The sequence below is a fragment of the Streptomyces shaanxiensis genome (assembly GCF_039537145.1).
In the GTDB taxonomy this organism is placed as follows: Bacteria; Actinomycetota; Actinomycetes; order Streptomycetales; family Streptomycetaceae; genus Streptomyces; species Streptomyces shaanxiensis.
Genome location: NZ_BAAAZY010000002.1, coordinates 20,433 through 44,809 on the forward strand (window position 1 = coordinate 20,433; position 24,377 = coordinate 44,809).

At 68.9% G+C, this 24,377-nt stretch carries 18 protein-coding genes; 9 read left to right on the forward strand and 9 right to left on the reverse strand.

The window, feature by feature from the left end; all coding sequences use genetic code 11:
* Positions 1-99: 99 nt before the first annotated feature.
* From ABD932_RS02185 to ABD932_RS02200, 4 genes are all read left to right on the forward strand, one after another.
* Positions 100-783, forward strand: a complete 684-nt coding sequence (locus tag ABD932_RS02185) for a response regulator (protein ID WP_250082451.1) — start codon at positions 100-102, stop codon at positions 781-783.
* Positions 784-998: 215 nt separating this feature from the next.
* Complete coding sequence (locus ABD932_RS02190) at positions 999-4,184, forward strand: efflux RND transporter permease subunit (RefSeq protein WP_345008354.1); 3,186 nt, start codon at positions 999-1,001, stop codon at positions 4,182-4,184.
* A 135-nt stretch (positions 4,185-4,319) separates the two neighbouring features.
* Positions 4,320-4,760, forward strand: a complete 441-nt coding sequence (locus ABD932_RS02195; RefSeq protein ID WP_345008355.1) for a hypothetical protein — start codon at positions 4,320-4,322, stop codon at positions 4,758-4,760.
* Between the two features lie 20 nt (positions 4,761-4,780).
* Positions 4,781-5,245: a barstar family protein gene (locus ABD932_RS02200; protein ID WP_345008356.1), complete on the forward strand. Its 465-nt coding sequence runs from the start codon at positions 4,781-4,783 to the stop codon at positions 5,243-5,245.
* Between the two features lie 212 nt (positions 5,246-5,457).
* Here ABD932_RS02200 and ABD932_RS02205 read toward each other — a convergent pair whose 3' ends face one another.
* The 5 genes from ABD932_RS02205 to ABD932_RS02225 all read right to left on the reverse strand — a co-directional run bounded on the left by ABD932_RS02205 (position 5,458) and on the right by ABD932_RS02225 (position 13,039).
* The gene (locus ABD932_RS02205; protein WP_345008357.1) at positions 5,458-6,468 is read right to left on the reverse strand and encodes a DUF1266 domain-containing protein; all 1,011 of its coding nucleotides are present in this window, start codon (positions 6,466-6,468) and stop codon (positions 5,458-5,460) included.
* A gap of 402 nt (positions 6,469-6,870) precedes the next feature.
* Entirely contained in the window at positions 6,871-7,224 is a 354-nt protein-coding gene (locus ABD932_RS02210) for a hypothetical protein (protein WP_345008358.1), read from the reverse strand.
* Positions 7,225-7,246: 22 nt separating this feature from the next.
* On the reverse strand, positions 7,247-11,995 hold the full coding sequence (locus ABD932_RS02215) for a putative T7SS-secreted protein (protein WP_345008359.1): 4,749 nt from the start codon (positions 11,993-11,995) through the stop codon (positions 7,247-7,249).
* The gene (locus ABD932_RS02220) at positions 11,995-12,627 is read right to left on the reverse strand and encodes a hypothetical protein (protein WP_345008360.1); all 633 of its coding nucleotides are present in this window, start codon (positions 12,625-12,627) and stop codon (positions 11,995-11,997) included. The genes ABD932_RS02215 and ABD932_RS02220 overlap by 1 nt, the downstream gene beginning before the upstream one ends.
* Complete coding sequence (locus ABD932_RS02225) at positions 12,548-13,039, reverse strand: SseB family protein (protein WP_345008361.1); 492 nt, start codon at positions 13,037-13,039, stop codon at positions 12,548-12,550. Before ABD932_RS02225 ends, ABD932_RS02220 begins: the two co-directional genes overlap by 80 nt.
* Positions 13,040-13,234: 195 nt before the next feature.
* Here ABD932_RS02225 and ABD932_RS02230 point away from each other — a divergent pair, with 195 nt between their 5' ends.
* Positions 13,235-13,633 carry a hypothetical protein gene (locus ABD932_RS02230; protein WP_345008362.1) on the forward strand — a complete coding sequence of 133 codons (399 nt, stop codon included), beginning with the start codon at positions 13,235-13,237 and terminating at the stop codon, positions 13,631-13,633.
* Positions 13,634-13,824: 191 nt separating this feature from the next.
* Entirely contained in the window at positions 13,825-16,158 is a 2,334-nt protein-coding gene (locus ABD932_RS02235) for a protein kinase domain-containing protein (protein ID WP_345008363.1), read from the forward strand.
* Positions 16,159-16,191: 33 nt separating this feature from the next.
* Here the strand turns inward: ABD932_RS02235 and nadA are convergent, their stop codons facing one another.
* The gene (gene nadA / locus ABD932_RS02240; protein ID WP_345008364.1) at positions 16,192-17,388 is read right to left on the reverse strand and encodes a quinolinate synthase NadA; all 1,197 of its coding nucleotides are present in this window, start codon (positions 17,386-17,388) and stop codon (positions 16,192-16,194) included.
* A 337-nt stretch (positions 17,389-17,725) separates the two neighbouring features.
* Between nadA and ABD932_RS02245 the strand changes: the two genes are divergently transcribed.
* Positions 17,726-18,082, forward strand: coding sequence for an iron-sulfur cluster assembly accessory protein (locus ABD932_RS02245; RefSeq protein WP_030582488.1), 357 nt, complete (start codon positions 17,726-17,728; stop codon positions 18,080-18,082).
* Between the two features lie 94 nt (positions 18,083-18,176).
* Here ABD932_RS02245 and ABD932_RS02250 read toward each other — a convergent pair whose 3' ends face one another.
* Together ABD932_RS02250 and ABD932_RS02255 are read right to left on the reverse strand one after the other, a co-directional pair.
* On the reverse strand, positions 18,177-19,943 hold the full coding sequence (locus ABD932_RS02250; RefSeq protein ID WP_345008365.1) for a hypothetical protein: 1,767 nt from the start codon (positions 19,941-19,943) through the stop codon (positions 18,177-18,179).
* A gap of 169 nt (positions 19,944-20,112) precedes the next feature.
* Positions 20,113-20,322, reverse strand: a complete 210-nt coding sequence (locus ABD932_RS02255; RefSeq protein ID WP_345008366.1) for a hypothetical protein — start codon at positions 20,320-20,322, stop codon at positions 20,113-20,115.
* Between the two features lie 182 nt (positions 20,323-20,504).
* Here ABD932_RS02255 and ABD932_RS02260 point away from each other — a divergent pair, with 182 nt between their 5' ends.
* The gene (locus ABD932_RS02260; protein WP_345008367.1) at positions 20,505-21,479 is read left to right on the forward strand and encodes a carbohydrate kinase family protein; all 975 of its coding nucleotides are present in this window, start codon (positions 20,505-20,507) and stop codon (positions 21,477-21,479) included.
* A gap of 127 nt (positions 21,480-21,606) precedes the next feature.
* Here the strand turns inward: ABD932_RS02260 and ABD932_RS02265 are convergent, their stop codons facing one another.
* Positions 21,607-22,983: a cysteine desulfurase/sulfurtransferase TusA family protein gene (locus ABD932_RS02265; RefSeq protein ID WP_345008368.1), complete on the reverse strand. Its 1,377-nt coding sequence runs from the start codon at positions 22,981-22,983 to the stop codon at positions 21,607-21,609.
* A gap of 264 nt (positions 22,984-23,247) precedes the next feature.
* On the opposite strand from ABD932_RS02265, the gene ctaC reads away from it, so the two are divergent.
* A complete protein-coding gene (ctaC, locus tag ABD932_RS02270; protein ID WP_126391630.1) occupies positions 23,248-24,213 on the forward strand; it encodes an aa3-type cytochrome oxidase subunit II in 966 nt (321 codons plus the stop codon).
* The last annotated feature ends 164 nt before the right edge of the window (positions 24,214-24,377 follow it).

The following is a 24,377-nucleotide window of genomic DNA, read 5'->3' on the forward strand; positions in this document are numbered from 1 at the left end:
CCCGGCACTCAGCTTGACGCAGCCGCGGAACTCACGCGCACCCCGCGGAAGTTGTCGTAGGGCGAAGCCATCCGCCTCCTGCCCCGCAGAGGACCTGCCATGACCATCCGCGTCCTGCTCGCCGACGACCAGGCCCTCCTCCGCAGCGCCTTCCGGGTGCTCGTCGACTCCGAGCCCGACATGGAGGTCGTCGCCGAGGCGTCCGACGGGGCGCAGGCGGTGCGGCTGGCCAAGGAGCAGCGGGCCGACGTCGTGCTGATGGACATCCGGATGCCCGGCACCGACGGCCTCGCCGCCACCCGCATGATCAGCGCCGACCCCACCCTCGCCCATGTCCGCGTCGTCATCCTCACCACCTTCGAGGTCGACGACTACGTCGTGCAGTCGCTGCGCGCCGGCGCCTCCGGGTTCCTCGGCAAGGGCTCCGAACCCGACGAACTCCTCGCCGCCATCCGCGTCGCGGCCGGTGGCGAGGCCCTGCTGTCCCCGGCAGCCACCAAGGGCCTGATCGCCCGCTTCCTCGCGCAGGGCGACGGCGCGGACGACGGCCGCGACCCGGCCCGCGCCGAGCGGCTCGACGCGCTGACCGTCCGGGAGCGCGAGGTCCTGGTGCAGGTCGCCGGCGGGCACTCCAACGACGAGATCGCCGAGCGGCTGGAAGTCAGCCCGCTGACGGTGAAGACGCACGTCAACCGGGCGATGTCCAAGCTCGGCGCGCGTGACCGGGCGCAGCTCGTGGTGATCGCGTACGAGTCCGGGCTGGTACGTCCAAGGGTGGAGTGACCTCGAAGCGGCGTACTGCGCCCGGAGTATGCGCCGGATAAGGAAATGGACCTGGGGCCTACGAAACCGGGGTCCCCGATGGCTCAGGGTGTAAGGGCAGGCGCTCATCTGTGCCACACACCGGTGCCGGGCACCGGTGCGACACGGGTGGGTCACAGACGCCCTGCCACGTCCGCTGCCCACTTCTGCCGCTCACAGAAGAGAGACCCTGACCCATGTCCTGGCTGTCCAGGTTCAGCCTTGCCCAACGGGCCCTGATAGGCCTGATGTCGATCATCGCGATCGCCTTCGGTGCCATCGCGATACCCCAGCTCAAGCAGCAACTGCTGCCCTCCATCGAACTGCCCATGGTGTCCGTGCTCGCGCCGTACCAGGGCGCGTCGCCGGACGTGGTCGAGAAGCAGGTCGTCGAGCCGATCGAGGACAGCCTCGAAGCCGTCGACGGCATCACCGGCGTCACCTCCACCGCGAGCGAGGGCAACGCCGTGATCATGGCGTCCTTCGACTACGGCCCCGACACCCAGCAGCTCGTCGCCGACGTGCAGCAGGCCGTCAACCGGGCCCGCGTCCAGCTGCCGGACGACGTGGACCCGCAGGTCATCGCCGGTTCCACGGACGACATCCCGACCGTCGTCCTCGCCGTCACCTCCGGCAAGGACCAGCAGGCCCTCGCCGACCAGATCGACCGGACCGTCGTGCCGGACCTGAAGGACATCGACGGCGTCGGCCAGGTCACCGTCGACGGCGTACGGGACCTCCAGGTCACCGTCACGCCCGACGACGCGAAGCTGGCGAAGGCGGGCCTGACCTCGGCGGCCCTCACGCAGGCCCTGCAGGCGGGCGGCGCCACCGTCCCGGCGGGCTCCTTCGACGAGGACGGCGACAACCGCACGGTCCAGGTGGGCGGCGGCTTCACGTCGATCGAGCAGATCAAGGACCTGATGGTCACCGGTGGCGAGGGCGCTGCCGGTCCCGCTTCCGGTTCCGGTTCCGGTTCCGGGAACAAGCCGGTCCGCCTCGGTGACGTGGCCGCCGTCAAGCAGGAGCAGGCCCCGGCCGACTCCATCACGCGCACCGACGGCAAGCCGTCCCTCGCGGTCGCGGTCACCATGGACCGTGACGGCAGCGCGGTGGCCATCTCGGACGCCGTGGAGGACAAGCTCGCGCAGCTGCGCAAGGACCTCGGCTCGGACGCCACGGTCACCGTGGTCAGCGACCAGGGTCCGGCCGTGAAGAAGTCCATCGACGGCCTGACGACGGAGGGCGCGCTGGGCCTGCTCTTCGCGGTCCTGATCATCCTGGTCTTCCTGGCGTCGATCCGCTCGACGCTGGTGACGGCGGTCTCGATCCCCCTGTCGGTGGTCCTGGCCCTGATCGTCCTGTGGACCAGGGACCTCTCCCTGAACATGCTGACGCTCGGCGCGCTGACCATTGCCATCGGCCGGGTCGTCGACGACTCGATCGTGGTCCTGGAGAACATCAAGCGGCACCTCGGCTACGGCGAGGAGCGCGAGGAGGCCATCCTCAAGGCGGTCCGCGAGGTCGCCGGAGCGGTCACCTCCTCCACGCTCACCACGGTGGCCGTGTTCCTGCCGATCGGTCTGGTCGGCGGCATGGTGGGCGAGCTGTTCGGCTCGTTCAGCCTGACGGTGACGGCGGCCCTGCTGGCGTCGCTGCTCGTGTCCCTGACGGTCGTACCGGTCCTGTCGTACTGGTTCCTGCGGGCGCCGAAGGGTACGCCGGAGGACGCCGAGGAAGCGCGCCGGGTCGCGGAGGAGAAGGAGGCGAAGAGTCGGCTCCAGCGCCTCTACGTCCCCGTCCTCCGCTTCGCGACGCGCCGCCGCCTGACCAGCGTGCTGCTGGCGATCGTCATCCTCGTCGGCACGTTCGGCATGGCCCCGCTGCTGAAGACGAACTTCTTCGACCAGGGCGAGCAGGAAGTCCTCACCGTCAAGCAGGAGTTGAAGCCCGGCACCAGCCTGGCGGCGACCGACGAGCAGGCCAAGAAGGTCGAGCAGCTGCTCGCCGACACCAAGGGCGTCAAGGACTATCAGGTCACGGTCGGCTCGTCCGGCTTCATGGCGGCCTTCGGTGGCGGCACCGACACCAACCAGGCGTCGTACCAGGTGATGCTGGAGGACTCGGCGTCGTACGAGGACGTACAGGACCGTATCGAGAAGGGCCTGGCCGGCCTGGAGGGCGTCGGTACGACGACCATCGCGGCCGGTGACGGCTTCGGCGCCCAGGACCTGAGCGTGGTCGTGAAGTCGGCCGACGGGGAGGTGCTGCGCAAGGCGGCGGAGCAGGTGCGGGAAGCCGTGGCGGGCCTCGACGACGTCACCGACGTGACCAGCGACCTGTCCCAGAGCGTGCCGCGCATCTCCGTCAAGGCCAACGACAAGGCGGCCGCGGCGGGCTTCAACGACCAGACGCTCGGCATGGCGGTGGCCCAGGCGGTCCGCGGCAACACGGCGGCCCAGGCGACCCTCGACGACACCGAGCGGGACGTCGTCATCAGGTCGGCCAAGCCGGCGAAGACCCTGAAGCAGCTTCAGGACCTGCGCCTCGGCCCGGTGAAGCTGGGTGACATCGCGGACGTGAAGCTGGTGGACGGCCCGGTGTCGATGACCCGGATCGACGGCCAGCGTGCGGCGACGATCACCGCCAAGCCGACCGGTGACAACACGGGCGCGGTCAGCGCGGACCTCCAGTCCAAGATCAACGGCCTGACCCTCCCGGCGGGGGCGACCGCTTCGATCGGCGGCGTCTCACAGGACCAGGACGAGGCGTTCGCCAACCTGGGCCTGGCGATGCTGGCGGCGATCGCGATCGTCTTCATGCTGCTGGTAGCGACCTTCCGCTCCCTCGTCCAGCCCCTGATCCTCCTGGTGTCGATCCCGTTCGCGGCAACGGGAGCGATCGGCCTCCTGATCGCCACGGGCACCCCGATGGGCGTCCCCGCGATGATCGGCATGCTGATGCTGATCGGCATCGTGGTGACGAACGCGATCGTGCTGATCGACTTGATCAACCAGTACCGGAAGCAGGGGTACGGCGTCGTGGAAGCCGTGATCGAGGGCGGCCGGCACCGGTTGCGCCCGATCCTGATGACGGCGTTGGCAACGATCTTCGCGTTGCTTCCCATGGCCCTGGGCGTCACCGGCGAGGGCGGCTTCATCGCCCAGCCGCTGGCGGTGGTCGTGATCGGCGGGCTGATCACCTCGACGATGCTGACGCTGCTGCTCGTGCCGACGCTGTACGCGATGGTGGAGCTTCGTAAGGAGCGGCGGGGGAAGAAGCGGGCGGCGAAGCGGGCGAAGAAGGCGGGCGTCCCGGCCGAGTCGACGCCGGGTTCGGCGTCGGATTCGGCTTCGGATGAGCCGGAGCCGGCGGGGGTCTGACCTTCGGACCACATGAGCAAGGCCCGTCCCGGGAGGAGACCTGGGGCGGGCTTTGCCGTTGTCTGGATCAGTCGTTGAGAGCCGACAGGCGCCCCATTGCGACTGCGGCCCTGGACCACGCCGGAGAATGATGAGGTGAGGACCGAAGAAGACACCCCAGTCACCGAACGTCTCCTTCTCGTCGAGAGTCGTGCCGACAAGAGCGCACTTGCTGCTCTTGGACAAGGACTCCCCCAACGCTCTGCGAACGAGGAAGCCCTCTTCCTCTCTTACAACTACGCAGACGTGCCGGTGGGCAGAAGCTTCGACTGCTGTTTCCGTCGCTCCGATATCCGCGACGTCGCCTGGGTGACGACGACTGTCGTGGCGGTCACCCAGCAGTTCGGAGTCGTGTGGGACGCGATCCCTCACGGCTGGAAGACGTTGGCCGTGTTGAGGTTCGAGCCTGAGATCCCCGCGCTGATCCGCGACCTGCCGGAGGCCGCTGCATGGTTCGATCAGCTCATTTCCGTCCACATCTCGGACAGCGACACCTGGCAAGCGCGAGCCACGATGGGGCAGCGCAACATGAGTTGACAACTGGAAGGAGGGTGGCGGTGCACACCGCGCCCTGGGTTCACGTCGTCCCGCAGCAGGGCGCCGTACCTGTTGATCTGCTGCTTTCCATGACCGGCAGGACGTACGTAGCGCGTCTCGACGGTCGGCAGATGCACGATCCGGACGCCGTCTTCCACGAGTTCTACGACGAGTTGAGGCTGCCTGACTACTTCGGGTGGAACTGGGATGCCCTGTCCGACTGTCTGCGGGATCTGAAGTGGCTGCCTGCTGACCATTACCTACTGATCGTCGAGGCCGCGGATGAGATGCTGCCGGGCGATGCAGCCGGACGGCAACTGCTCTTCAGGATTCTTCTGGGGGCCGCACAGCGATGCTCCAGCACACAGCGGTCCGAGGGCATCGGCGTCGGCAGGCTCGTGGTTGTCCTGTCCTGCGACGCACCATCCGTTCCTGACCTACAGGAACAGTTGGAATCGTGCTGGGAAGACATGGTCTCGTCATAGAACGGCTTTCTCTCGGGCTGCCAGCCGCGAGACCGACATCGCTCTCGTCCTCGCTCAGCGGAATGGCCTGGAAATCCTCTATTGGGGTCGGCTGTTCGGTTCGCAGAACCTGGCCGGGAGGGTCTTCGCGCAGTCGGCTGCGATGAGTGAGGAGCCGCCGTACGGCATCCCCGAGGCGGAGAAGCAGCGCCTCGTCGCCGACTCGATCGGCCCTATCGGAAGGAGAGGTTGAGCCAGGGACTGCTGGGGTCGGACATCAGGATTCGGTGGACGGTGACCATGTCCTGGTACCAGCTGCCGAACTTGTCGTTGTCGAAGTGCAGGCAGCGGCCGAGGATGAAGCCGGCGGAGAAGTCCTGCCAGGACTCGTAGCAACGTGCCGCGTTGCGTCCGGCTTCGATTACGGCGGCCTCGGCTTCCGGCAGGGTGCCGTGGCGAGTGCTCAGGCCCCAGCGCGCCATGCAGGAGGCCCGGCCGAGGTCCCAGGCGTCGGCGGAGGTGACGTACTGGCTCTCGCCGAGAATGCCGTCGGCGCGCATGCGGGCCTCGTAGCGAGTGATCCGGCCGATGAGGTGCTGGACGTGATTGACCCGAGCCTCGGTCTCGGCCTCGGGGGCGGGTGCGGTCTTGGTGGCGCCGTCGGGGGTGAGGACGGTCCCGCCCTCCGCACGCGCGCCCAGGACCCCGGCGGCGGCATCGAGCCAGTAGCCGGTCTCTACCTGGCCGCCGAAGTCATGGGCGATGGTGCGGCGCAGGCCGAGGACGAACTCCAAGACCGAGATCCTGTCGTCGGTAGCCAGCAACGCGAGGAGCTGCGCCTGCCACTCCTGGTGACTGGTGATGCCCCATGACTTGCGCAGTATCCGGCGCTCGGTGCGATAGCCGTGGCCGTGGTAGGCCAGCGAGTTCCAGGGCCGACCGTGATGGACGATGATGTGGGCGCCGCAGGCCAGTCCGTGGGCCACGGGGCCGTGCAGCGGGCCGCCCACGCGCAGGGTCCGCAGCGCCGGCTGGTCCGAGGGACCGCCCTTCCGCTCGGCGTACTGGGTCCAGGCGTGGGAGTGCGGCGGTGTGGTGGGCAGAAATGCCTCGCAGGGACTGCCCGGATTCACGACGATCACCGCCGGGTAGTCCGGCTTCCAGTCCTCCGTGAGCCAACTGAACTTCTTCCACCCGAACACGCGGTGCGGATCGGGCGCGGGCAGCAGGCCCTCGGTGTACACGGCCCAGACCATTCCGCCAACGACCCGGGGATCATGCTCGAACAGTGCGTAGTCCCCACCGAATCTGGCATCCGCCTTGTCTCGCTGCACCGCGAAATACAAGCGATTCCGATTCAGTGTCCCGAAGTAGGCTGGCCAATCCCCACGGGACTTGGCGTCTAGCAATGCCTGCTCGACTTCTGTGGGAGGGGACCAAGCGGGCGGGGTGGTACGGCCGAAGCCTGCGGGTGGCGGCCCGAACGACATGACTCACCTAGTTCTTCAGGTATTTGAGGAGCATCTCTGGGTTTTCCACGAGGTGCTGACATCAACTTCTGGAACGAGCACCCGAAACCCGTCACCCAGAACGCTATCGCTGACGAGATCCTCGTCAAGGCCCGAATCGTCCAGACCGGAACTGCTTCAGGTAAATAGCAGATGATCCTTGATAGCAAAGCTTGGGAATAGCCGAATTTCCATCCTTCCGGAACACTCGCCCATGTGGAAATCAAGCGAGATGTGTGTGGTGCTCTTGTCGGAGTGTACTTTCATGCATGTTGCGCCTTCGCGAAAGACATCGATGATCTCTTCTCCGCTCCTATTTTTCCAGCGAACTCTCACTGACCGGGCGAGTGCATCGTAGGAGAACGTGATGGACTCGTTTTCCTCGCCCTGCAGAGTAAGGTGACGGGCGCCGCTCTCCTCCTCAGTCCCGGGCCACTCACCGATCGTTTCGAGGATTTCCTGGTCGTCAGGGACGACGAACTCTCTATACATCTCTTCTCCGGCCTCGGACGGACTAATGGTTGTAGGGCGGCCAGTGATCGGCGCTCTTGACAATACTCGCGCCAGGCCCACTACCGCGGAAGATGACAGTGGACAGCCTGTGTGTGCCGTCGGGTAGCACTTGCCAGGTGCTCTCGACGTTGAGCGCACCGCGCGGCCCATGGATGACAGAACTCGTCACACCGAATTCGCCGCTTCCGCCGTCCCATTCCTTCGTGAAGGTCCTCTCGAAGGGTTGCTTGGATGCGGCGGCCAATTGATCGGTTACATACTGCCTCATCTCCGGGGTGTCGTGGATTCCGATCCGCCGCAGCTGCATTTCATTCTGCAGCGCCCTGGGCGAGTTATGCGAGTCTGGCTTGATGTTCTTGTTGAACAGGTAGTCCAGTTTCCGGGGGTCGACTTCAACGCCCCCCTCGCCCGGTTTGCATCCCGCGAGTCCCAGTGGGTCGGCCCAGGTGTGGGGGTTGCGCACGTAGGCGACGGGGTTCGGGGCCGGAGTCAAGCCCACCGGGTCTGGTGTGAGGTAGCGGGCGGTTTCGGGGTCGTAGTGGCGGAAGTGGTTGTAGTGGAGGCCGGTTTCGGGGTCGTGGTACTGGCCAGGAAAGCGGAGGGGGGTGTGGGCGGTTGCGTTTCGGTTCCAGGCGGTGGTGCCCCAGAGGGTGGTGCGGGTGCGCCAGGCGATGTCGCCGTGTTCGTCGACGAGTTCGGTGGGAGTGCCCACCAGGTCGGTGACGATGGCGAAGAAGCGCTGGTCGATCTCGTCCTGGGGAGCGTGGGCCAGCATCTTGCGTTCGGTCTGGGTCAGGGGGCGGAGGCCGTCGTGGTCCCAGGTCAGGGTCAGGGCGGGCTGGGAGGTGCCGGGGGTGTGGGTGGTCTGTTCGGCGAGGGTGGTGCCGTCCCAGGTGAAGTCGGTCTGTTCCATGACCGTTTCGCCGTCGGCCGCCAGGCGTTGTTTGGCGATGCGGCGGCCCAGGGGGTCGTAGCGGTAGCGCCAGATGGTGCCGTCGGGGGTGACCGCCGAGGTGAGGCGGTCTTCTGCACCCCAGGTGTAGCGCCAAGTGTCCGGCTTCCGCGACAGGCGGGTCTTCTGGCGCAGGGTGATGCGGCCCGCGTTGTCGTGTTTGTATCGGACGCTGCCCGCGCGGGTGATCCGGGTGCCGTTGTAGGCGCGGTTGCCGGTCGCTTCCTGGCCTGGCATGGAGTCCGGCCAAGCGGCGTGGGTCTGGTTGCCTGCCGCGTCGTAGGCGTAGGACTCCGTCCAGTTCGCGGCGTGGACGGCGGTGACCCGGCCGGCGGTGTCGAGGTCGAAGCGGCGGGTGCCGCCCAGGTGGTCGTCGATGGCGGTCAGGTTGCCGTCGGCGCGGTAGGTGTAGGCGCGGTGTTGGAGGCGTTGGTTGGCAGGGCCGGTGAGTTCTTGCTTCGTCAGGCGGCCCAGGAGATCGAAGGCGCTCGTGAGGGTCAGCGTTTCGCTGATGTGGCGGGTCAGTTCGCGGCCTACCGCGTCGTGGGTGAAGGTGAGGGTGCGGCCGCAGGTGGTGAGTGCGGTGCGGTTGCCTGCTGCGTCGTAGGTCCAGGTGCTGGTCGCGCCGGTCGGTGTTGTGCGGCCGGTTCGGCGGCCAAGGACGTCGTACGCATAGGTGAGCGTGCGGCCGTTGACCGTCTCGGACAGCAGATGGCCCATCTCGTCCCGCTGCAACGTCAGGACCGCGTCCGGGCCCGTCGCCTGGGCCAGGCCGCCCATCACGTCGTACGTGTACGTCGTGACCGCTCCGGCCGCGGTCTTGCTCACCACGCGGCCCAGCACGTCCCGCTCGAAGTGGATGGACTGGCCGGAGGCGGTGGTGCTGGCGGTCAGCTGGCCTGCCGGGTCGTGTTCGTACGTCAGGCTTCGGTCGTCGAAGTCCGTCTCCGCAACCAGCCGCCCGGCCGAGTCGTACTCGTAACTCCAGGTCAGGCCCTGCGGGTTGGTGACCTTCGTCAGGTGCAGTTCGGTGTCGTGGGCGAACTCGTAGCGGACGCCGTCCGGGCCGGTGCGGGCCGACATGAGGTCGAAGTGGGTGTATTCGTAGCGGGAGACGGCGCCCATCGCGTCGGTGTGGCTGGTGCAGTTGCCTTCGCCGTCGTAGGTCCAGGATTCCGTGGTGCCGTCGGCTGCGGTGCGGCGGGACGGGCGGCCTTCCACCGTCCATTCCAGGCGGGTGACCGAGCCCAGGGGATCGGTGAGGGTGACAGGGCGGCCGAAGGCGTCGCGTTCGTAGCGGGTCACGGCGCCCAGCGGGTCCGTGATCTCCAGGGGGAGGCCTGCTGGGTTGCAGCGGAGCGTGGTCGTCGCGCCTGTCGCGTCCGTGATCGCCGCCAGGTGACCGAGATCGTCGTACGTGAAGTGGGTCGTGGTCCCGGACGTGTCAGTTACGGCCGTGCGGTTGCCGAACTCGTCGAACTGCTGGGTGGTGTGCGTGCCGTCCGGGCCGGCTATGGAGACGGGCAGGCCCTGGTCGTTGTAGCCGATGCTGGTGTAGCGGCCGTCGGGGCGGATGGCCAGCACCGTGCGGCCTGCCTCGTCGTACGCGTAGCTCAGGGTCCGGCCCAGGGGGTCGGTGATGGTGAGCGGGCGTTCGTGGCGGTCGTATGTGGTGTGGGTCGTCCCTCCGTCGGGGCCGGTCTCGGCGATCACTTGCAGGTCGCTGTTGACGAGGTAGCGCGTGCTGTGGCCCAGGGAGTTGGTCGCCGTGATGGCCCGGTGGCCGGTCTGTGGGTCGATGTCGCCGTAGTCGAAGGTGTTGCGCAGGTGGCCGGCGTCGCCCGACTGGGAGGTGCAGCGGCCCTCGTCGTCGTAGACGTAGTGGTAGGACGAGTTGTTCGTGTCGGTCCAGGCGGTGATCAGGCCCGCGGAGTCGTTGGTGAAGCGGGTCGGGATGCCGGAGGAGTTTGTCACCGCCGCCAGGTGGCCGTGCTCGTCGTAGCCGAAGCGGACCAACTCGACGTCGCCGCCGGCGGCTGCCGCCCCGGCCAGGCGCAGGGCGGTTATTCGGTCCCCGGTCGTCTCGATCTTGAGGTGGTAGCCGGCCGAGTGCACGATCGCCGTGGGGGCGCCCTGGCGGTCGTACTCGAAGGTGAGCCACTGGCCGGAGCGGTCGGTGATCTGCTCCAGCAGGGCGATGCCGTTGCCGTCGCCGCCCGGGGCCGCGAAGTGCCAGGTACGGCCGGAGGCAGGGTCCGTGACGGCATAGTCGCCGTAGGCGTCGATCGTCAGGGGGTGCGGGGCACCCTCCAGAGGAAGGGTCGGTACGCCTGGGGCGGGGTGCGGGTAGGCGAGCAGGGCGCCGTTCTCGCGGATGAGGATGACGCCTTCGGCGTCGATCTCCAGGCGCTGGTCGGCGGTGGAGGTCCACTTCGGGCCGAACCAGCGGCCGGCCTCGTAGGACGACTCGAACTGCCGGGAGAAGATCAGGGACAGCTTGGCGGGCAAGGTTGCGTCGGTCTGCGGCAGCGCCATCCGGCCGGTGGCCATGTCGATGGGGTCGCCGAACCACTTGCACTTCTTTTCCCTGGCGAAATCCTTGATCGCTTGGCCGACGCTCCTGCGCGCCGTTCCCGTCGCCGCCCCCTTGGCAGCCCCCCGCGCCGCCCCGCGGGCCACCCCGGTCGCGCCTTTGCCACCGATCAGATTCGAGGCGAGGTATCCCATCGCGTCGCCCGGGTCGCTGCTCCAGCCGCTGCCGATGATGGCCTTGGGCAGGCGTTCGGGATGGGCGGCGGTGCCGACCAGGCCGGCCAGCACCATGTTGGAGTTCTTCGCATAGTCGCCGGGGTGGGTGATGTTGTACGGGTCATACGGGTTGACCGTGCGCACCAGTTGCACCACGTCCGCGACGCCTTTGACGAAACCGCCCACCACGTAGGCCTGGTTCAGCGCGGTGCTCACGACGGCGTCCATGGCGTCGGCCTTCAACCGCTCCGTGAACTCCGGCTTCGGCGGGGCCGTCTCCAGGGCCTCGGCCACCTTGCGCTGCGCGTCGCGGGCGGCATCGGTGCGCTGGCGGCGCGCCTCGGCCAGGATCTCCTCGGCCTCCCGCCGACCCGCCACACCCGGATCGACGAAGGTGCCCGGCTCGGTCGGTTTCGGTCCCGGGTCGCCTCCCGCCGATACGGCCGCGTTGTACTGATCGGCGGCCTGGTTGTACGCCTTCACCCGGGCGTTGTGCGCGTCCGTCGCCCGCTGGGAGTTCTCCTGGGCGCGGCGGTAGGCGTCGATGGCCAGTTGCGCCTGCTGTTGCGCCCAGCGGACGGTGTCCGCGTACGTCTCCAGTGCCTGGGCCGCTGCCTCGCAGGCGTCGGCCGCTGTCAGCCACTGCTTGGGGTGCATGTCGAACTTCTCGCGGAAGGCGTCCGCGGCCTTGCCCTGCCAGCCGTCGCCGCCCAGCGCGCGCATGCCCTGGCCGACGTTCTCGAACGCCTTGGAGAAGTCATGCAGATGCTTCGCCCGCGCCTGCAACGCCTCCACGCTGCCATGGACCAGTTCCCTGGGGTCCTCGCTCTCGCCCAGCCCGCGCTCGGCGACATCGCCGCCCAGCCGGTTGCTCACCCCCTCGCCGAAGTCGCGCACGCCCTCGGCCGCACTGTCCGCACCGACCGCCGACAAGCCGTCCGCCGCCTTGTCCGCAGTCCAGTCGACGGCCTCGCCGGCGGCCTTGGTCACGCCGTCGACGGCACTGTCCAGACCGTCGCTGACGCTGTTGACCACGTCCCCGAAACCCATCAGCGCTCACCCTCCCCGGACTCCGAAGACGCTGAGGACCCTGAAGGCTCCGCGGCTTGCGAAGGGTCGATCCGCTGCCATTCCGTCCGCGGATCGGAGGCCGCGCCCGGGATCACCGTCGAGGTCCGCACATCCTCGGCCGCCTGCCTCCAGGCCTGCCGGGCCGCCTCATCGCCCTCCCGCATGGACTCCTCGCTGAAGTCCGCGTTCATGACGTGGGATACGGGGTTGTCCTCCAACGTCTCGGACCAGGAACGTGCGTTGACCTCCTCCGGCGTCAGGCCCGGGTTGCCCGCCGTCGCCGTCCACACCCTCTTCAGGGTGTTCGAGGCGTACTGCTCCTGCTCGTGATACAGGCCCGCCGACAGGTTCAGCCGACCCGCGAACTCGTTGGCGTCCTGAACCAGGGAGTACACCCCCCAGCCCCACCGTTCGCAGAAGTCGGCGAAAACCTGACGCAGCGCCGAGTCCCCCACCTCCAGACCCGCCAGCTCCAAGTCGTCGAAGCCACGGCCCTGACTCGCCTCGATGTCGAAGCCCAACTCCTGCAGCTCACCGATCGCCTGGTTGATGCCCCGGGTGATCCGCTCCAGCGCTTCCGGATCGACCTGGTAGCCGTCGCCGCCGCTCACGCGTCCGCTCCTTCGGTGTCCGGCGCTTCAGTGCCGTTCCATCCGCATCGAGAGCCACCGCGTCCGGCACGATGCCCTTCACCGGAGGCAGCACCATGCCTGCCGGACTGCCCGCATCCACCGCGACCCCGACCGGCCCACCCTCCGTCGCCACCCTCGGGATCACCTGATCCAGCAACCGAGCCCCGTAGACCGGCATGCCTTCGGGCACAGCCTCACCACGCGCCCGGGCGAAATGCTCCAGCGCCGCCTCATCCGTGAACGCAAACAGCCAGCGGATACCGCCCGCCTCGACCGACAGCAGCGAACCGTCCACCACCGGCACCAGCACCTCGCTGCGCCGGAACTCCCCTACGACCGCACGCAGATCGCCCTGCCCGCTCTCCGCCAGATCCGTGAGCCGCAGCCTCAAGGTGTCGGCGCTAACGTCCGCCCCCGTTGAGTACTTCACCGTTCATCGCACTAGTGAACGATCATGTTAGTTCGTCGGATCCAGGCGACGCCGGGGAGCGTCGGCCTCCGCGTGTCGGCCAGGGGCGGATACGAGGCCCCGCAGGGCCGTCGCCCGGTCTGTTCCGCGCCGTTTCGAAAGAAGGGGATGTCCTTCATGTCTGCTCGAAGCGTGAAGGCAAAGCAAGCACTCACCAGGTTCGGAGAGCTCGCGTGGTTTTCCTTGCCTGTTGAGGTCAACCCCGTGTTCGGCTATCCGCAGGTGTCGTACATGGGGTGGCGTTATCAGTTGCCCCGAGAAGGAGTTGCGCAGCTCATCGAGGATGTCGTACGAGAGCTGCAGACTCAGGTCGAGTGGACGCTCGACAGAACCAGGCGGAATTGGGTTCTCCTGCCGTCCCGGATTCTGATCGAGGCTCAAGGCCTTGAGGATCCGGCGTTCGCGAACGTCGTGCACTCGATCAATGTCCATGATCAGGAGTTCTGTTCCGCAGCGCTGACGGACCTCGAATTGATCATCCAGCGGCTTCAGGCGGTCCCGATCCCGGAGGGTTGATCCTTGTCGCCCCCGGACGACCAGCTGCCGAGAGCGCCCCAGGCCGGGCACCACCGGCCGACCGTGTGAGCGCCCACTCAAGGAGACCCTGTGTCGAACCCAAGGGCTTGTTCCGGGTGCCGGGCGCCGTCCTACCCGGGGTTACGTATTCTGTGCCCTCGAACAGCACAGCGCTGAAAGGGGATTCGGCCGTGCCACTGCGCAAGGACGACCCGAAGTCGGTCGGCGGGTACAAACTGCTCGATCGGCTCGGAGCCGGTGGCATGGGCGCCGTCTACCGGGGCAGGTCGCGTTCGGGGCGTGAGGTCGCCGTCAAGGTGGTGCACGCCCAGTACGCCGAGGACCCCGTCTTCCGTACCCGATTCCGGCAGGAGATCGAGGCCGTCCGCAAGGTGAGCGGTGCCTTCACCGCGCCGGTCGTGGACGCCGATCCGGAGGCGGTACGGCCCTGGATGGCGACGCAGTACGTGCCGGGGCGCTCGCTCGCCGACCGGCTGCGTGAGCGCGGCCCGATGCGCGGCGCCGAGTTGCGGCAGCTGGCCCTGGGGCTGGTGGAGGCGCTGCGGGACATCCACCGGGCCGGGGTCGTGCACCGGGACCTGAAGCCGGCCAATGTCCTGATGGCCGAGGACGGTCCCCGCGTCATCGACTTCGGCATATCCCGCGCGGCGGAGAACCACCAGACGGTGACCGAGACCGGCCAGATGATCGGCACTCCGCCCTTCATGTCCCCGGAACAGTTCACCGACGCCCGCAAGGTCGGCCCCGCCTCCGACGTCTTCTCGCTCGGGGCGCTGCTGGTGTTCGCCGTCACCGGACGGGGTCCCTTCGACGCGGACAGCCCGTATCTGACGGCATATCGGGTGGTCCACGACGAACCCGTATTGGACGGGCTGGCGCAGCCGCTGCGCTCGGTACTGGAGCGCTGCCTGGCCAAGGACGTGGCGGACCGGCCCGAACTCGACGCGCTGGCACGGGAGTTCGCCGCCGTCCTGCCCGAGCCGGCGGAGGGCGAACCGCAGACGGTGAGCCTGCGCCTGGACGGGCTGAAGGCGGTCGAGGGGGTGGAGGGGGAGAGCAGCCCCGGTCACGGCACCGACCGGACGGCCGGCAGCGGTTCCGGGAGCCTGTCCGGGCGGACGGCGGGCAACGACTTGGGGAGCCTGTCCGGGCGGACGTACACCTCCCGCTTCGGCCGTCGCCGGGGCAGACGTCCCCTGTGGGCCGCGACCGGGACGGTCGGCGCGCTCGCCCTGGGGCTGACGGGCTATGCGCTGGTCGGGCCGAACTGGGAGGAGGAAAGCGGGGGCGGGACCGTCCGTCCCTCCTCGGTTTCCGCTGCACCGTCCGCGGCATCCCGGTGGGCGGCGCTGCCCGACGGCTGGCGGGCCTGGCAGACGACCGTGAACGAGAAGGCGCCGATCGGCCCACCCAAGGCGGTCGCGGAGGGATTCGAGGGCGACTCCGCCTGCCTGATGTACGACCTCGCCGCCTACTGCGCCGGCCAGGGCGTTCTCCCGGTACGGCTGGACGGCCTGACCGGGAAGACCGTCTGGCGCGCCGACCTCGCGCCGGCCGGCACCGACGGCGCGTACTACTGGGCCTCGCTCCTCGGCGTCCGCGACGGCGCGATGCTCATCCGGCAGAGCATCACCCAGGAGGACAGCAACTCCGAGACGATCCAGGTGATCGCCCTCGACACCAAGACCGGCGCCAAGCTGTGGTCCCGCGAAATGAACGACGAGAACGTCGACCTCACCCTGTCCGGGGACGTGGTCCTGACGGCCGACGCCGACGGCCGGACGGTGACGGCCCGCACGCCGCGCACCGGCGCCGAGCGCTGGACCATGGAGGTGCCCGCCGGCTACTACTGCACGTTCGAGACGTTCGGCTCGGATCTGTACGCCCACTGCACCCTGGACGATCCCGAGAGGTCCCTGGTCCTGGCGGTGGACCGGACCGACGGCTCGGTACAGCGGTTCACGGTGCCGTACCAGAGCGGCATCGTCGGGAGCGTCGACGGCCGGGTGGCCGTGGCCGAGTGGATCGACGGCACCGAGACGTCCGCGACGGGCTCGGCGGACGGCCGGCTCCTGCTGATCGACCCGGACTCGGCGACCCGCAGCACGACGAAGCTGGAGAAGATCTACACGGGGCAGTCGTCGCTGGCGGACGGCACCCTGTGGACCGTGTCGGGCAACGGCCGGGTGACCGCCCTGTCGGCCCGCACGGGCAAGCAGCTGTGGCAGACCCCCACCAGCCTGGAGAACCCGGGCAAGGCGACGTACGACCCGCGGACGCGCACCGTGTATGTGGCCAGCAACAGCGGCCGGGTGGCCGCCCTCGACGCGCGCAAGGGCACTCTGCTGTGGGAGACGCTGCCGCGGGTCGACCGGGTGTTCTCCGGAGGCACGGTCGGGCCCGAGGTCCTGCTCAACCAGGGTGCGCTGGTCGTCACCGCGCCGGACGGAACCGTCTTCACCCTCGACCCCGCTCACCCCGAGCGGAAACCCGTCTCGGGGTGAGCACAAGGCCTACGGCCAGGCCAACGGCAAGGCTTACGGCAGCGCCAGCATCCGCTCCAGCGCCAGCTTCGCGAACGCCTCGGTCTCCTTGTCGACCTCGATGCGGTTGACGAGCTTGCCCTCGGCCAGCGACTCCAGCGCCCAGACGAGGTGGGGCAGGTCGATGCGGTTCATCGTCGAGCAGAAGCAGACCGTCTTGTCGAGGAAGACGATCTCCTTGCCCTCCGGCGCGAAACGGTTCGCCAGGCGGCGGACCAGGTTCAGCTCCGTGCCGATGGCCCACTTGGAGCCGGCCGGGGCCGCCTCGAGAGCCTTGATGATGTATTCCGTCGAACCGACGTAGTCCGCCGCCGCCACGACCTCGTGCTTGCACTCGGGGTGCACGAGCACGTTGACGCCGGGGATCCGGGCGCGCACGTCCTCCACCGACTCCAGGCTGAAGCGGCCGTGCACCGAGCAGTGGCCGCGCCACAGGATCATCTTCGCGGCGCGCAGCTCGTCGGCCGTCAGCCCGCCGTTCGGCTTGTGCGGGTTGTAGACGACGCAGTCCTCCAGGGACATGCCCATGTCCCGGACGGCGGTGTTGCGGCCGAGGTGCTGGTCGGGCAGGAAGAGAACCTTCGTCGAATCGGGCTCTCCCTGCTCGAAGGCCCAGTCCAGCGCGCGCTTGGCATTCGACGAGGTGCAGATCGTGCCGCCGTGCTTGCCCGTGAACGCCTTGATGTCCGCGGAGGAGTTCATGTACGAGACGGGGACGACCTGCTCGGCTATGCCGGCCTCGGTCAGCACGTCCCAGCACTCCGCCACCTGCTCGGCCGTCGCCATGTCGGCCATCGAGCAGCCGGCGGCGAGGTCGGGGAGGACGACCTTCTGGTCGTCGGTGGTCAGGATGTCGGCCGACTCGGCCATGAAGTGCACACCGCAGAACACGATGTACTCGGCCTCCGGGCGCGCCGCCGCGTCCCGGGCCAGCTTGAAGGAGTCGCCGGTCACATCCGCGAACTGGATGACCTCGTCGCGCTGGTAGTGGTGGCCGAGCACGAAGACCTTGCTGCCGAGCTTCTCCTTGGCCGCGCGGGCGCGCTCGACCAGGTCCGGGTCGGACGGCGAGGGCAGGTCGCCGGGACACTCGACGCCGCGCTCGCTCCTCGGGTCGGCCTCGCGGCCAAGGAGCAGCAGGGCGAGGGGCGTCGGCTGTACGTCGAGCTCCTGGGTCTGGGCGGTGGTCACGACACGCACCCTTTCTGTTCTGCGGCTCGCCGGGGCCGGAGAATCCGGACCCGGCGGGTCATGCGGGACACCTTCATCGACTTCTCGTCGATTTGACGCTATCTATCATAACCGGTTCACGTCAGTTTGACGATGGCCATCGTGTCGATGTGACGTGAATCCCGGCGAGAGGGCCCGAGGGGTGCTCGCACTCCCGAATCAGGCATTCTCCGCTCCACGCACTGTGTGCGAGCATGAAGAAGGACCGAAAGACAAGCGCCCGGCCCGGAATGAATCCGCGGCCCCGATGGTTGCAACCGTCGGCAAGCAGTCTCCGTACAACCCGGGAGAGATGTAGATGTCCGTATCGGACGAGACCAGCACCGTCACCGACGGCATCATCCTGTCCGACGCCGCCGCGGCGAAGGTCAAGGCCCTGCTCGACCAGGAAGGCCGTGACGACCTGGCCCTGCGCGTCGCCGTTCAGCCCGGTGGCTGCTCCGGCCTGCGCTACCAGCTCTTCTTCGACGAGCGGTCCCTCGACGGCGACGTGGTCAAGGACTTCGGCGGCGTCAAGGTCGTCACCGACCGCATGAGCGCCCCGTACCTGGGCGGTGCCTCCATCGACTTCGTCGACACCATCGAGAAGCAGGGCTTCACGATCGACAACCCGAACGCGACGGGCTCCTGCGCCTGCGGCGACTCCTTCAGCTGAGCCTCGCCCACATGGCTGACAGCCGATCCGGCTGACACACGAGAAGGCGGCGACCCCCTCCGACGGGGCCGCCGCCTTCCCGTATCCGTAGGCCCTACCGGGCCCCGGACGTCTCCGGCACCACCGCCCCCGGCTTCTCCTTCGGGACCGCCTGGCCGTCCGTGCCCACGACCTTGCGGTCACCGAGCGGTTCGTCCAGCTGCACGGTCTTGTGGAACACCTTGGCGATCAGGATGCAGACCTTCTCCGGCTGCGACGTCTCGGTCACCCGGACCGTCACCTCGTCGCCGCTCTCGCTCGCCGTCGCCTTGTAGTCGGCGCACACGCCGCCCGTGAAGGCCACGGTCAGTTCCCTGCCGTCGACCGTGTAGCCGTCCACCGTCACGTTCCGGGTGACCGGCGCCGAGGTCGGCTCGTCCTTCGGATCGGTCGGCCGCGGGGTGGGCTGCCCGGTCGGATCCTCGGACGGTGCGGCCGAGGCCAGGTACTTCGGGTCGATCGCCGGATACGTGACCGTGAAGCTGTCCTGCGCGCCCGGCGCCTTCACCTCGAACAGCCAGGACGGCACCAGCGCCTGCCGCGCGTCCACATGGTGCGAGGCCAGCCCGAACACCGCCTTCTCCACGGTGACGGTGTCCTTCGACGGCGCCCCGGTGGACGCCTCCGCACCGCAGGGCGCCTCAAGACGGTCCTTCAGCGGTACGGGGCTGGCGCAGCCGCCGATACCCATACGGCCGCCGGTCCCCGGCGCCGCGTTCATCAGCCCGAGCGTCTTCTCGGCGCTCAGCACGGGGTACGTGTCCCCCTTCACCGGCGCCTTCAACTGGCCGCTTCCGCCGACCACTTCGCCCTGGGCGTTCACGGTCACCCCGGTCGTCCAGCCGTACGTGGGCATCCCGCCGACGACGGGGTCGGCGTTCACCACGCGCTGGGCGCCCATGACCTGGCTCGCGTCGAGTTTCGCGTCATCCTGACCCGCCGCCTTGAGAACCGGGGCGGCGGCCTTCTTCGCGGCCTCCTCGCCGATCGGGTCCGCGGCCGACTCGGCGGAGCCCTTGTGGCACACGGTGGTGCTCTGGCAGTTGTCGGTGCCCGGGGCGTACCGGTAGAACGTCCAGGTCCCCGGCGCCTGCTTGTTCACCTGCAGACTGGGCCCCGCCCCGTCCCTCGCCCCGACCCGCCAGGTCTGCCCCTGCGCCACCGGCGTCCCGTCCACCCCGAGCGCCTTGGCCAGCCGGGCCACCTCGTCGGCGCCGACCTCGCCGCCCGCCCGGTACACCGGCGCCGAGCCGGGCCCGTCCGCCAGCTCCCCGTCGGCCTTGTAGGTGACGCCGTACGGGTTCGGTTCCCCGGGCGCGATGCCACCGGTGCCGCCCCCGCTGTCGTCGCCCGTGTAACCGTCGAGGTGGAGCGGCGGGGGAGTGTCACCCCCGGGCGCCGCCGACGTCGTACCGCCGTCCGACCCGCCGGACGCGTTCGCGGCGAGGTAAGCCCCACCGCCCCCGACGAGCAGTACGGCGGCGGCGACGGAGGCGATGACCGCGGGGGAGCGACGCCGGGCGCCGTCCTGGGCGTCCTCGGGCCCGCCGGCCGGGGCGGGGGTGGCGCCGGGGCGCTCGACGGCGGGGACGGCGGGAGCGTCGGCAGCCGACGAGGCCGGGACCGAAGTCTCCTCCGAAGCCTCCCCAGGGGCGGCCTCCTCCGACTCCTCCGGACCGTCCTCGCCCGCCGCGGCCTCGGCCGCCTCACTCCCGGCTCCGAGCCCCTCGGCACCGACGGCGTCCTTCTCCTCCCGGACGCCCTGCTCCTCGGCGGAGCCGTCGGCGCCCGTGTCGTCGTTCTCGGGTCGCTCGGTGTTCACCGCATCGCTCCTTCGGCTGCGCACATGTCCCAAGACCCTGACCCGACCCTGTCAAAAAGGTCGGCCCACGGGGTCGTATCCCGCATCCCCTTTACGGGGGACAGCGATGGGACGCAGCAGGGGAGCGCACGGTTCCCTGCAGGGCGCCGATTCGGCCGCCGAGCTCCGGTCAGTCGCCGTAGTCCGACATCGCGTCCACCAGCCGCGCCGACTTGGGCGGCACGGTCACCCCGTGGATGAGTGAAGGGGAGACCGGAAGGGAAAGGACGCGGTCGGGGGCGGTCCAGTGGGGAGCCATCCGCGCGCAGTCACCGAGCAGCGACGCCAGGTCGACCTCCAGGTCGGCCGAAGCGGGGGCATGGACCTCGATTTTCGTCATAGCGGCACCGTATGCACGCCGGAGCCTGCGAAGAAAGATCTACTATCAGGTAGTTTTGGCCACTTCAGAGTCCCGGTCACGCACGGTAGCGTGGAATGTCAATCCGCCCTCCCGTCGCCCAGCACCGCCCTTTCAACGCGCGCTGTCGCGCGCCCCCTTTGATTCCGCAGGAGACTCCAGCCGTGCGCATCGCAGTCACCGGCTCCATCGCCACCGACCACCTCATGACCTTCCCCGGCCGCTTCGCCGACCAGTTCGTCGCGGACCAGCTGCACACGGTCTCGCTCTCCTTCCTGGTCGACAACCTGGACGTACGCCGGGGCGGCGTCGGCGCGAACATCGCCTTCGGCATGGGTCAGCTGGGCACGAAGCCGATCCTGGTCGGCGCCGCGGGCTCCGACTTCGACGAGTACCGGGCCTGGCTGGACCGGCACGGCGTCGACACCGGCTCGGTCCGCATCTCCGAGACCCTGCACACCGCCCGCTTCGTCTGCACCACCGACGCCGACCACAACCAGATCGGCTCCTTCTACACCGGTGCGATGAGCGAGGCCCGCCTCATCGAGCTGAAGACCGTCGCGGACCGCGTCGGCGGCCTCGACCTGGTCCTCATCGGCGCCGACGACCCCGAGGCGATGCTCCGCCACACCGAGGAGTGCCGCTCCCGCGCGATCCCCTTCGCCGCCGACTTCTCCCAGCAGATCGCCCGGATGAACGGCGACGAGATCCGGATACTGCTGGACGGGGCGACGTACCTCTTCTCCAACGAGTACGAGAAGGGCCTCATCGAGTCCAAGACCGGCTGGACGGACGAGGAGATCCTGTCCAGGGTCGGCCACCGCGTCACGACCCTCGGCTCGCGGGGTGTGCGCATCGAGCGGCAGGGCGAGGACCCGATCGAGGTCGGCTGCGCCGAGGAGGAGCGCAAGGCCGACCCCACGGGCGTCGGCGACGCCTTCCGCGCGGGGTTCCTGTCCGGGCTGGCGTGGGGTGTGTCCCTGGAGCGGGCCGCGCAGGTCGGCTGCATGCTGGCGACGCTCGTCATCGAGACGGTCGGTACCCAGGAGTACCAGCTGCGCCGGGCGCACTTCATGGACCGGTTCACCAAGGCGTACGGGCATGAGGCGGGCGAGGAGGTACGGGCCCACCTCGGCTGAGGCCGGGTGCGACCACTCGTCTGCCTCGGCGGGTTCGTCGTCGGCTGCGGGTGCGTGGGGGCTGGTCGCGCACCCGCGGCGGTAGCCGCATATCGACACAGCCCCGCGCCCCTGAAAGAAGGGGCGTTCAGGTCACCCGGCGCACCATGTACGCCGTCCCTCGCTCCGCCGGTTCCTCGCCCACGTACTCCTGCCCCCGCATCTCGCACCACGCCGGGATGTCCAGGCGGGCCGCCTCGTCGTCGGCGAGGACCCGGACCAGGCCGCCCACCGGCACCTCGCCGATGACCTTGGCGAGCTCGATGACCGGGATCGGGCACAGCTTGCCGAGGGAGTCCACGACCAGCACGTCGTCCCGTACGACCGTCTCCGTGACCGGCGCCCCCAGCTTCTCCCGCACCCCGGCCACCGCCCCCGGCAGCACCTCCAGGAACCGCTCGACATCCTCCGCCGGCGTCCCGAACGGCAGGGACACCCGCACGTTCCCCTCGCTCAGCACCCCCATCGCCTTGAGCACATGGCTGGGTGTCAGCGTGCTGCTCGTGCAGGACGAACCGGAGGAGACCGAGAAGCCGGCGCGGTCCAGTTCGTGCAGCAAGGCCTCTCCGTCGACATAGAGACATGAGAAGGTGACGATGCCGGGCAGGCGTCGCACCGGATCGCCGACCACCTCCACATCCGGCACCACCCGCGGCACCCGCGCCCGGATCCGCTCCGTCAGCTCCCGCAGCCGTACCGCCTCTTGGGCCGCCTCCGCCCGGACGGCCCGCAGCGAGGCCGCCGCGGCGACGATCGCCGGGATGTTCTCGAACCCGGCCGCCCGCCCCGACTCCCGCTCGTCCGCGGGCCCTTGCGCGGCGAACCGCACACCCTTGCGCACGACGAGCAGACCGACCCCCGACGGCCCGCCCCACTTATGGGCACTCCCGGTCAACACCGACCAGTCACCCTCGACGGGCCCCCACCCGAGCGACTGCGCCGCGTCCACCAGCAACGGCACCCCGGCCTCCCGGCACACCCCGGCCACCTCCGCCACCGGCTGCTCGGTCCCCACCTCGTGGTTGGCCGACTGCAGACAGGCGAGCGCGGTGTCCGGCCGCAGGGCCTCCGCGTACGCCGCCACGTTCACGGCCCCTGAGCGGCCCACCGTCACCTGAGTGACCGTCCCGCCCTCGGCCTCGTACGCGTCAGCCGCATGGAGCACGGAGGAGTGTTCGACGGCGGACACGATCAGGTGGCGTCCGACCCGCCGCCGCGCCGCCAACACCCCGGCGACACCCGAATGGACGGCCCGAGTGCCGGACGAGGTGAACACCAACTCATCGGCACGACACCCCACAGCCTCGGCAGAAGCCTCCCGAGCCGCGTCCAACAGCATCCGCGCCCGCCGCCCTTCCCGATAGAGACGGGCCGGATCGGCCCACCCCTCATCAAGGGAGGCCAGAAGTGCCTGCCGAGCAACAGGGTGAAGAGGAGCACTGGAAGCAGCATCGAAGTAGGCCACACAACAACGCTAAACGTCCGGTCACTGGGGCGCCCCAAAGGGGCGCGGGGAACTGCGCGACAAGCCACGACGGGCCCGCAGCCGCCAATCAAGCGAACCCCCCACTCCAGTAGGCCCCCCTCCCCGCGAACCCCCGGAGGGCGTCGGCTAGGGTTTGGTCCGCATAAACATCCAAACCCCTGCCCGTCGCAGGGCGGCGACCGACCAGCGAGAAGGCCAGGCCGCAGCCATACCGCGCGGGCGAGACTCTCGGGAAGGCGCTACGTGAGTCCCAACGGCTCCGACCGCTCGCCGCGGCGCCCGATGCGGCGGAAGCTGCTGCAGGCAATGACCGCGGGCCTGGTCCTGGCGACAGCCACCGGTTGCTCGTACAACTGGGAAGACTTCCCCCGCCTTGGTATGCCCACCCCGACCACGGAAGAGGCTCCGCGGATCCTCTCCCTGTGGCAGGGTTCCTGGGCGGCTGCGCTCGCCGTCGGCGTGCTGGTGTGGGGTCTGATCCTGTGGAGCGCCATGTTCCACCGGCGCAGCCGCACCAAGGTCGAGGTCCCTCCGCAGACCCGGTACAACATGCCCATCGAGGCGCTGTACACCGTGGTCCCGCTCATCATCGTCTCGGTGCTGTTCTACTTCACGGCCCGCGACGAGTCGAAGCTCCTCAGCCTCAAGGACAAGCCCGACGTCACCATCAACGTCGTCGGCTACCAGTGGAGCTGGGGCTTCAACTACGTCGAGCCCGTCGAGGGTTCCACCGGCGACGCGAAGACCGACAAGAACCTGGACGCCATTCCGGACCGGTTCAAGGAGGACTTCCCGGCGAACGCCGGCGGTGTCTACGACGTCGGCACGCCCGGCACGCGGAACCCGCAGACCGGCAACCCCGGCCCGACCCTGTGGCTGCCCAAGGGCAAGACGGTCCGCTTCGTCCTCACCTCGCGTGACGTCATCCACTCCTTCTGGGTGGTGCCGTTCCTGATGAAGCAGGACGTCATCCCGGGCCACACCAACGCCTTCGAGGTGACCCCCAACCGTGAGGGCACCTTCCTGGGCAAGTGCGCCGAGCTGTGCGGCGTCGACCACTCCCGGATGCTGTTCAACGTGAAGGTCGTCTCCCCTGAGCGCTACGAGCAGCACCTCAAGGACCTCGCCAAGAAGGGGCAGACCGGTTACGTTCCCGCCGGCATCGCGCAGACGAGCCACGAGAAGAACCGGGAGACGAACAACCTGTGAGCATCCTCAACGAACCCCAGGGTGCCGCCGCAGCTGAGGACTCGTACGAGAACGAGCTGCCGGTCAGGCGCAGGCAACCCGGCAACGTCGTGGTCAAGTGGCTCACCACCACCGACCACAAGACGATCGGAACGCTGTACCTCGTCACGTCGTTCGCGTTCTTC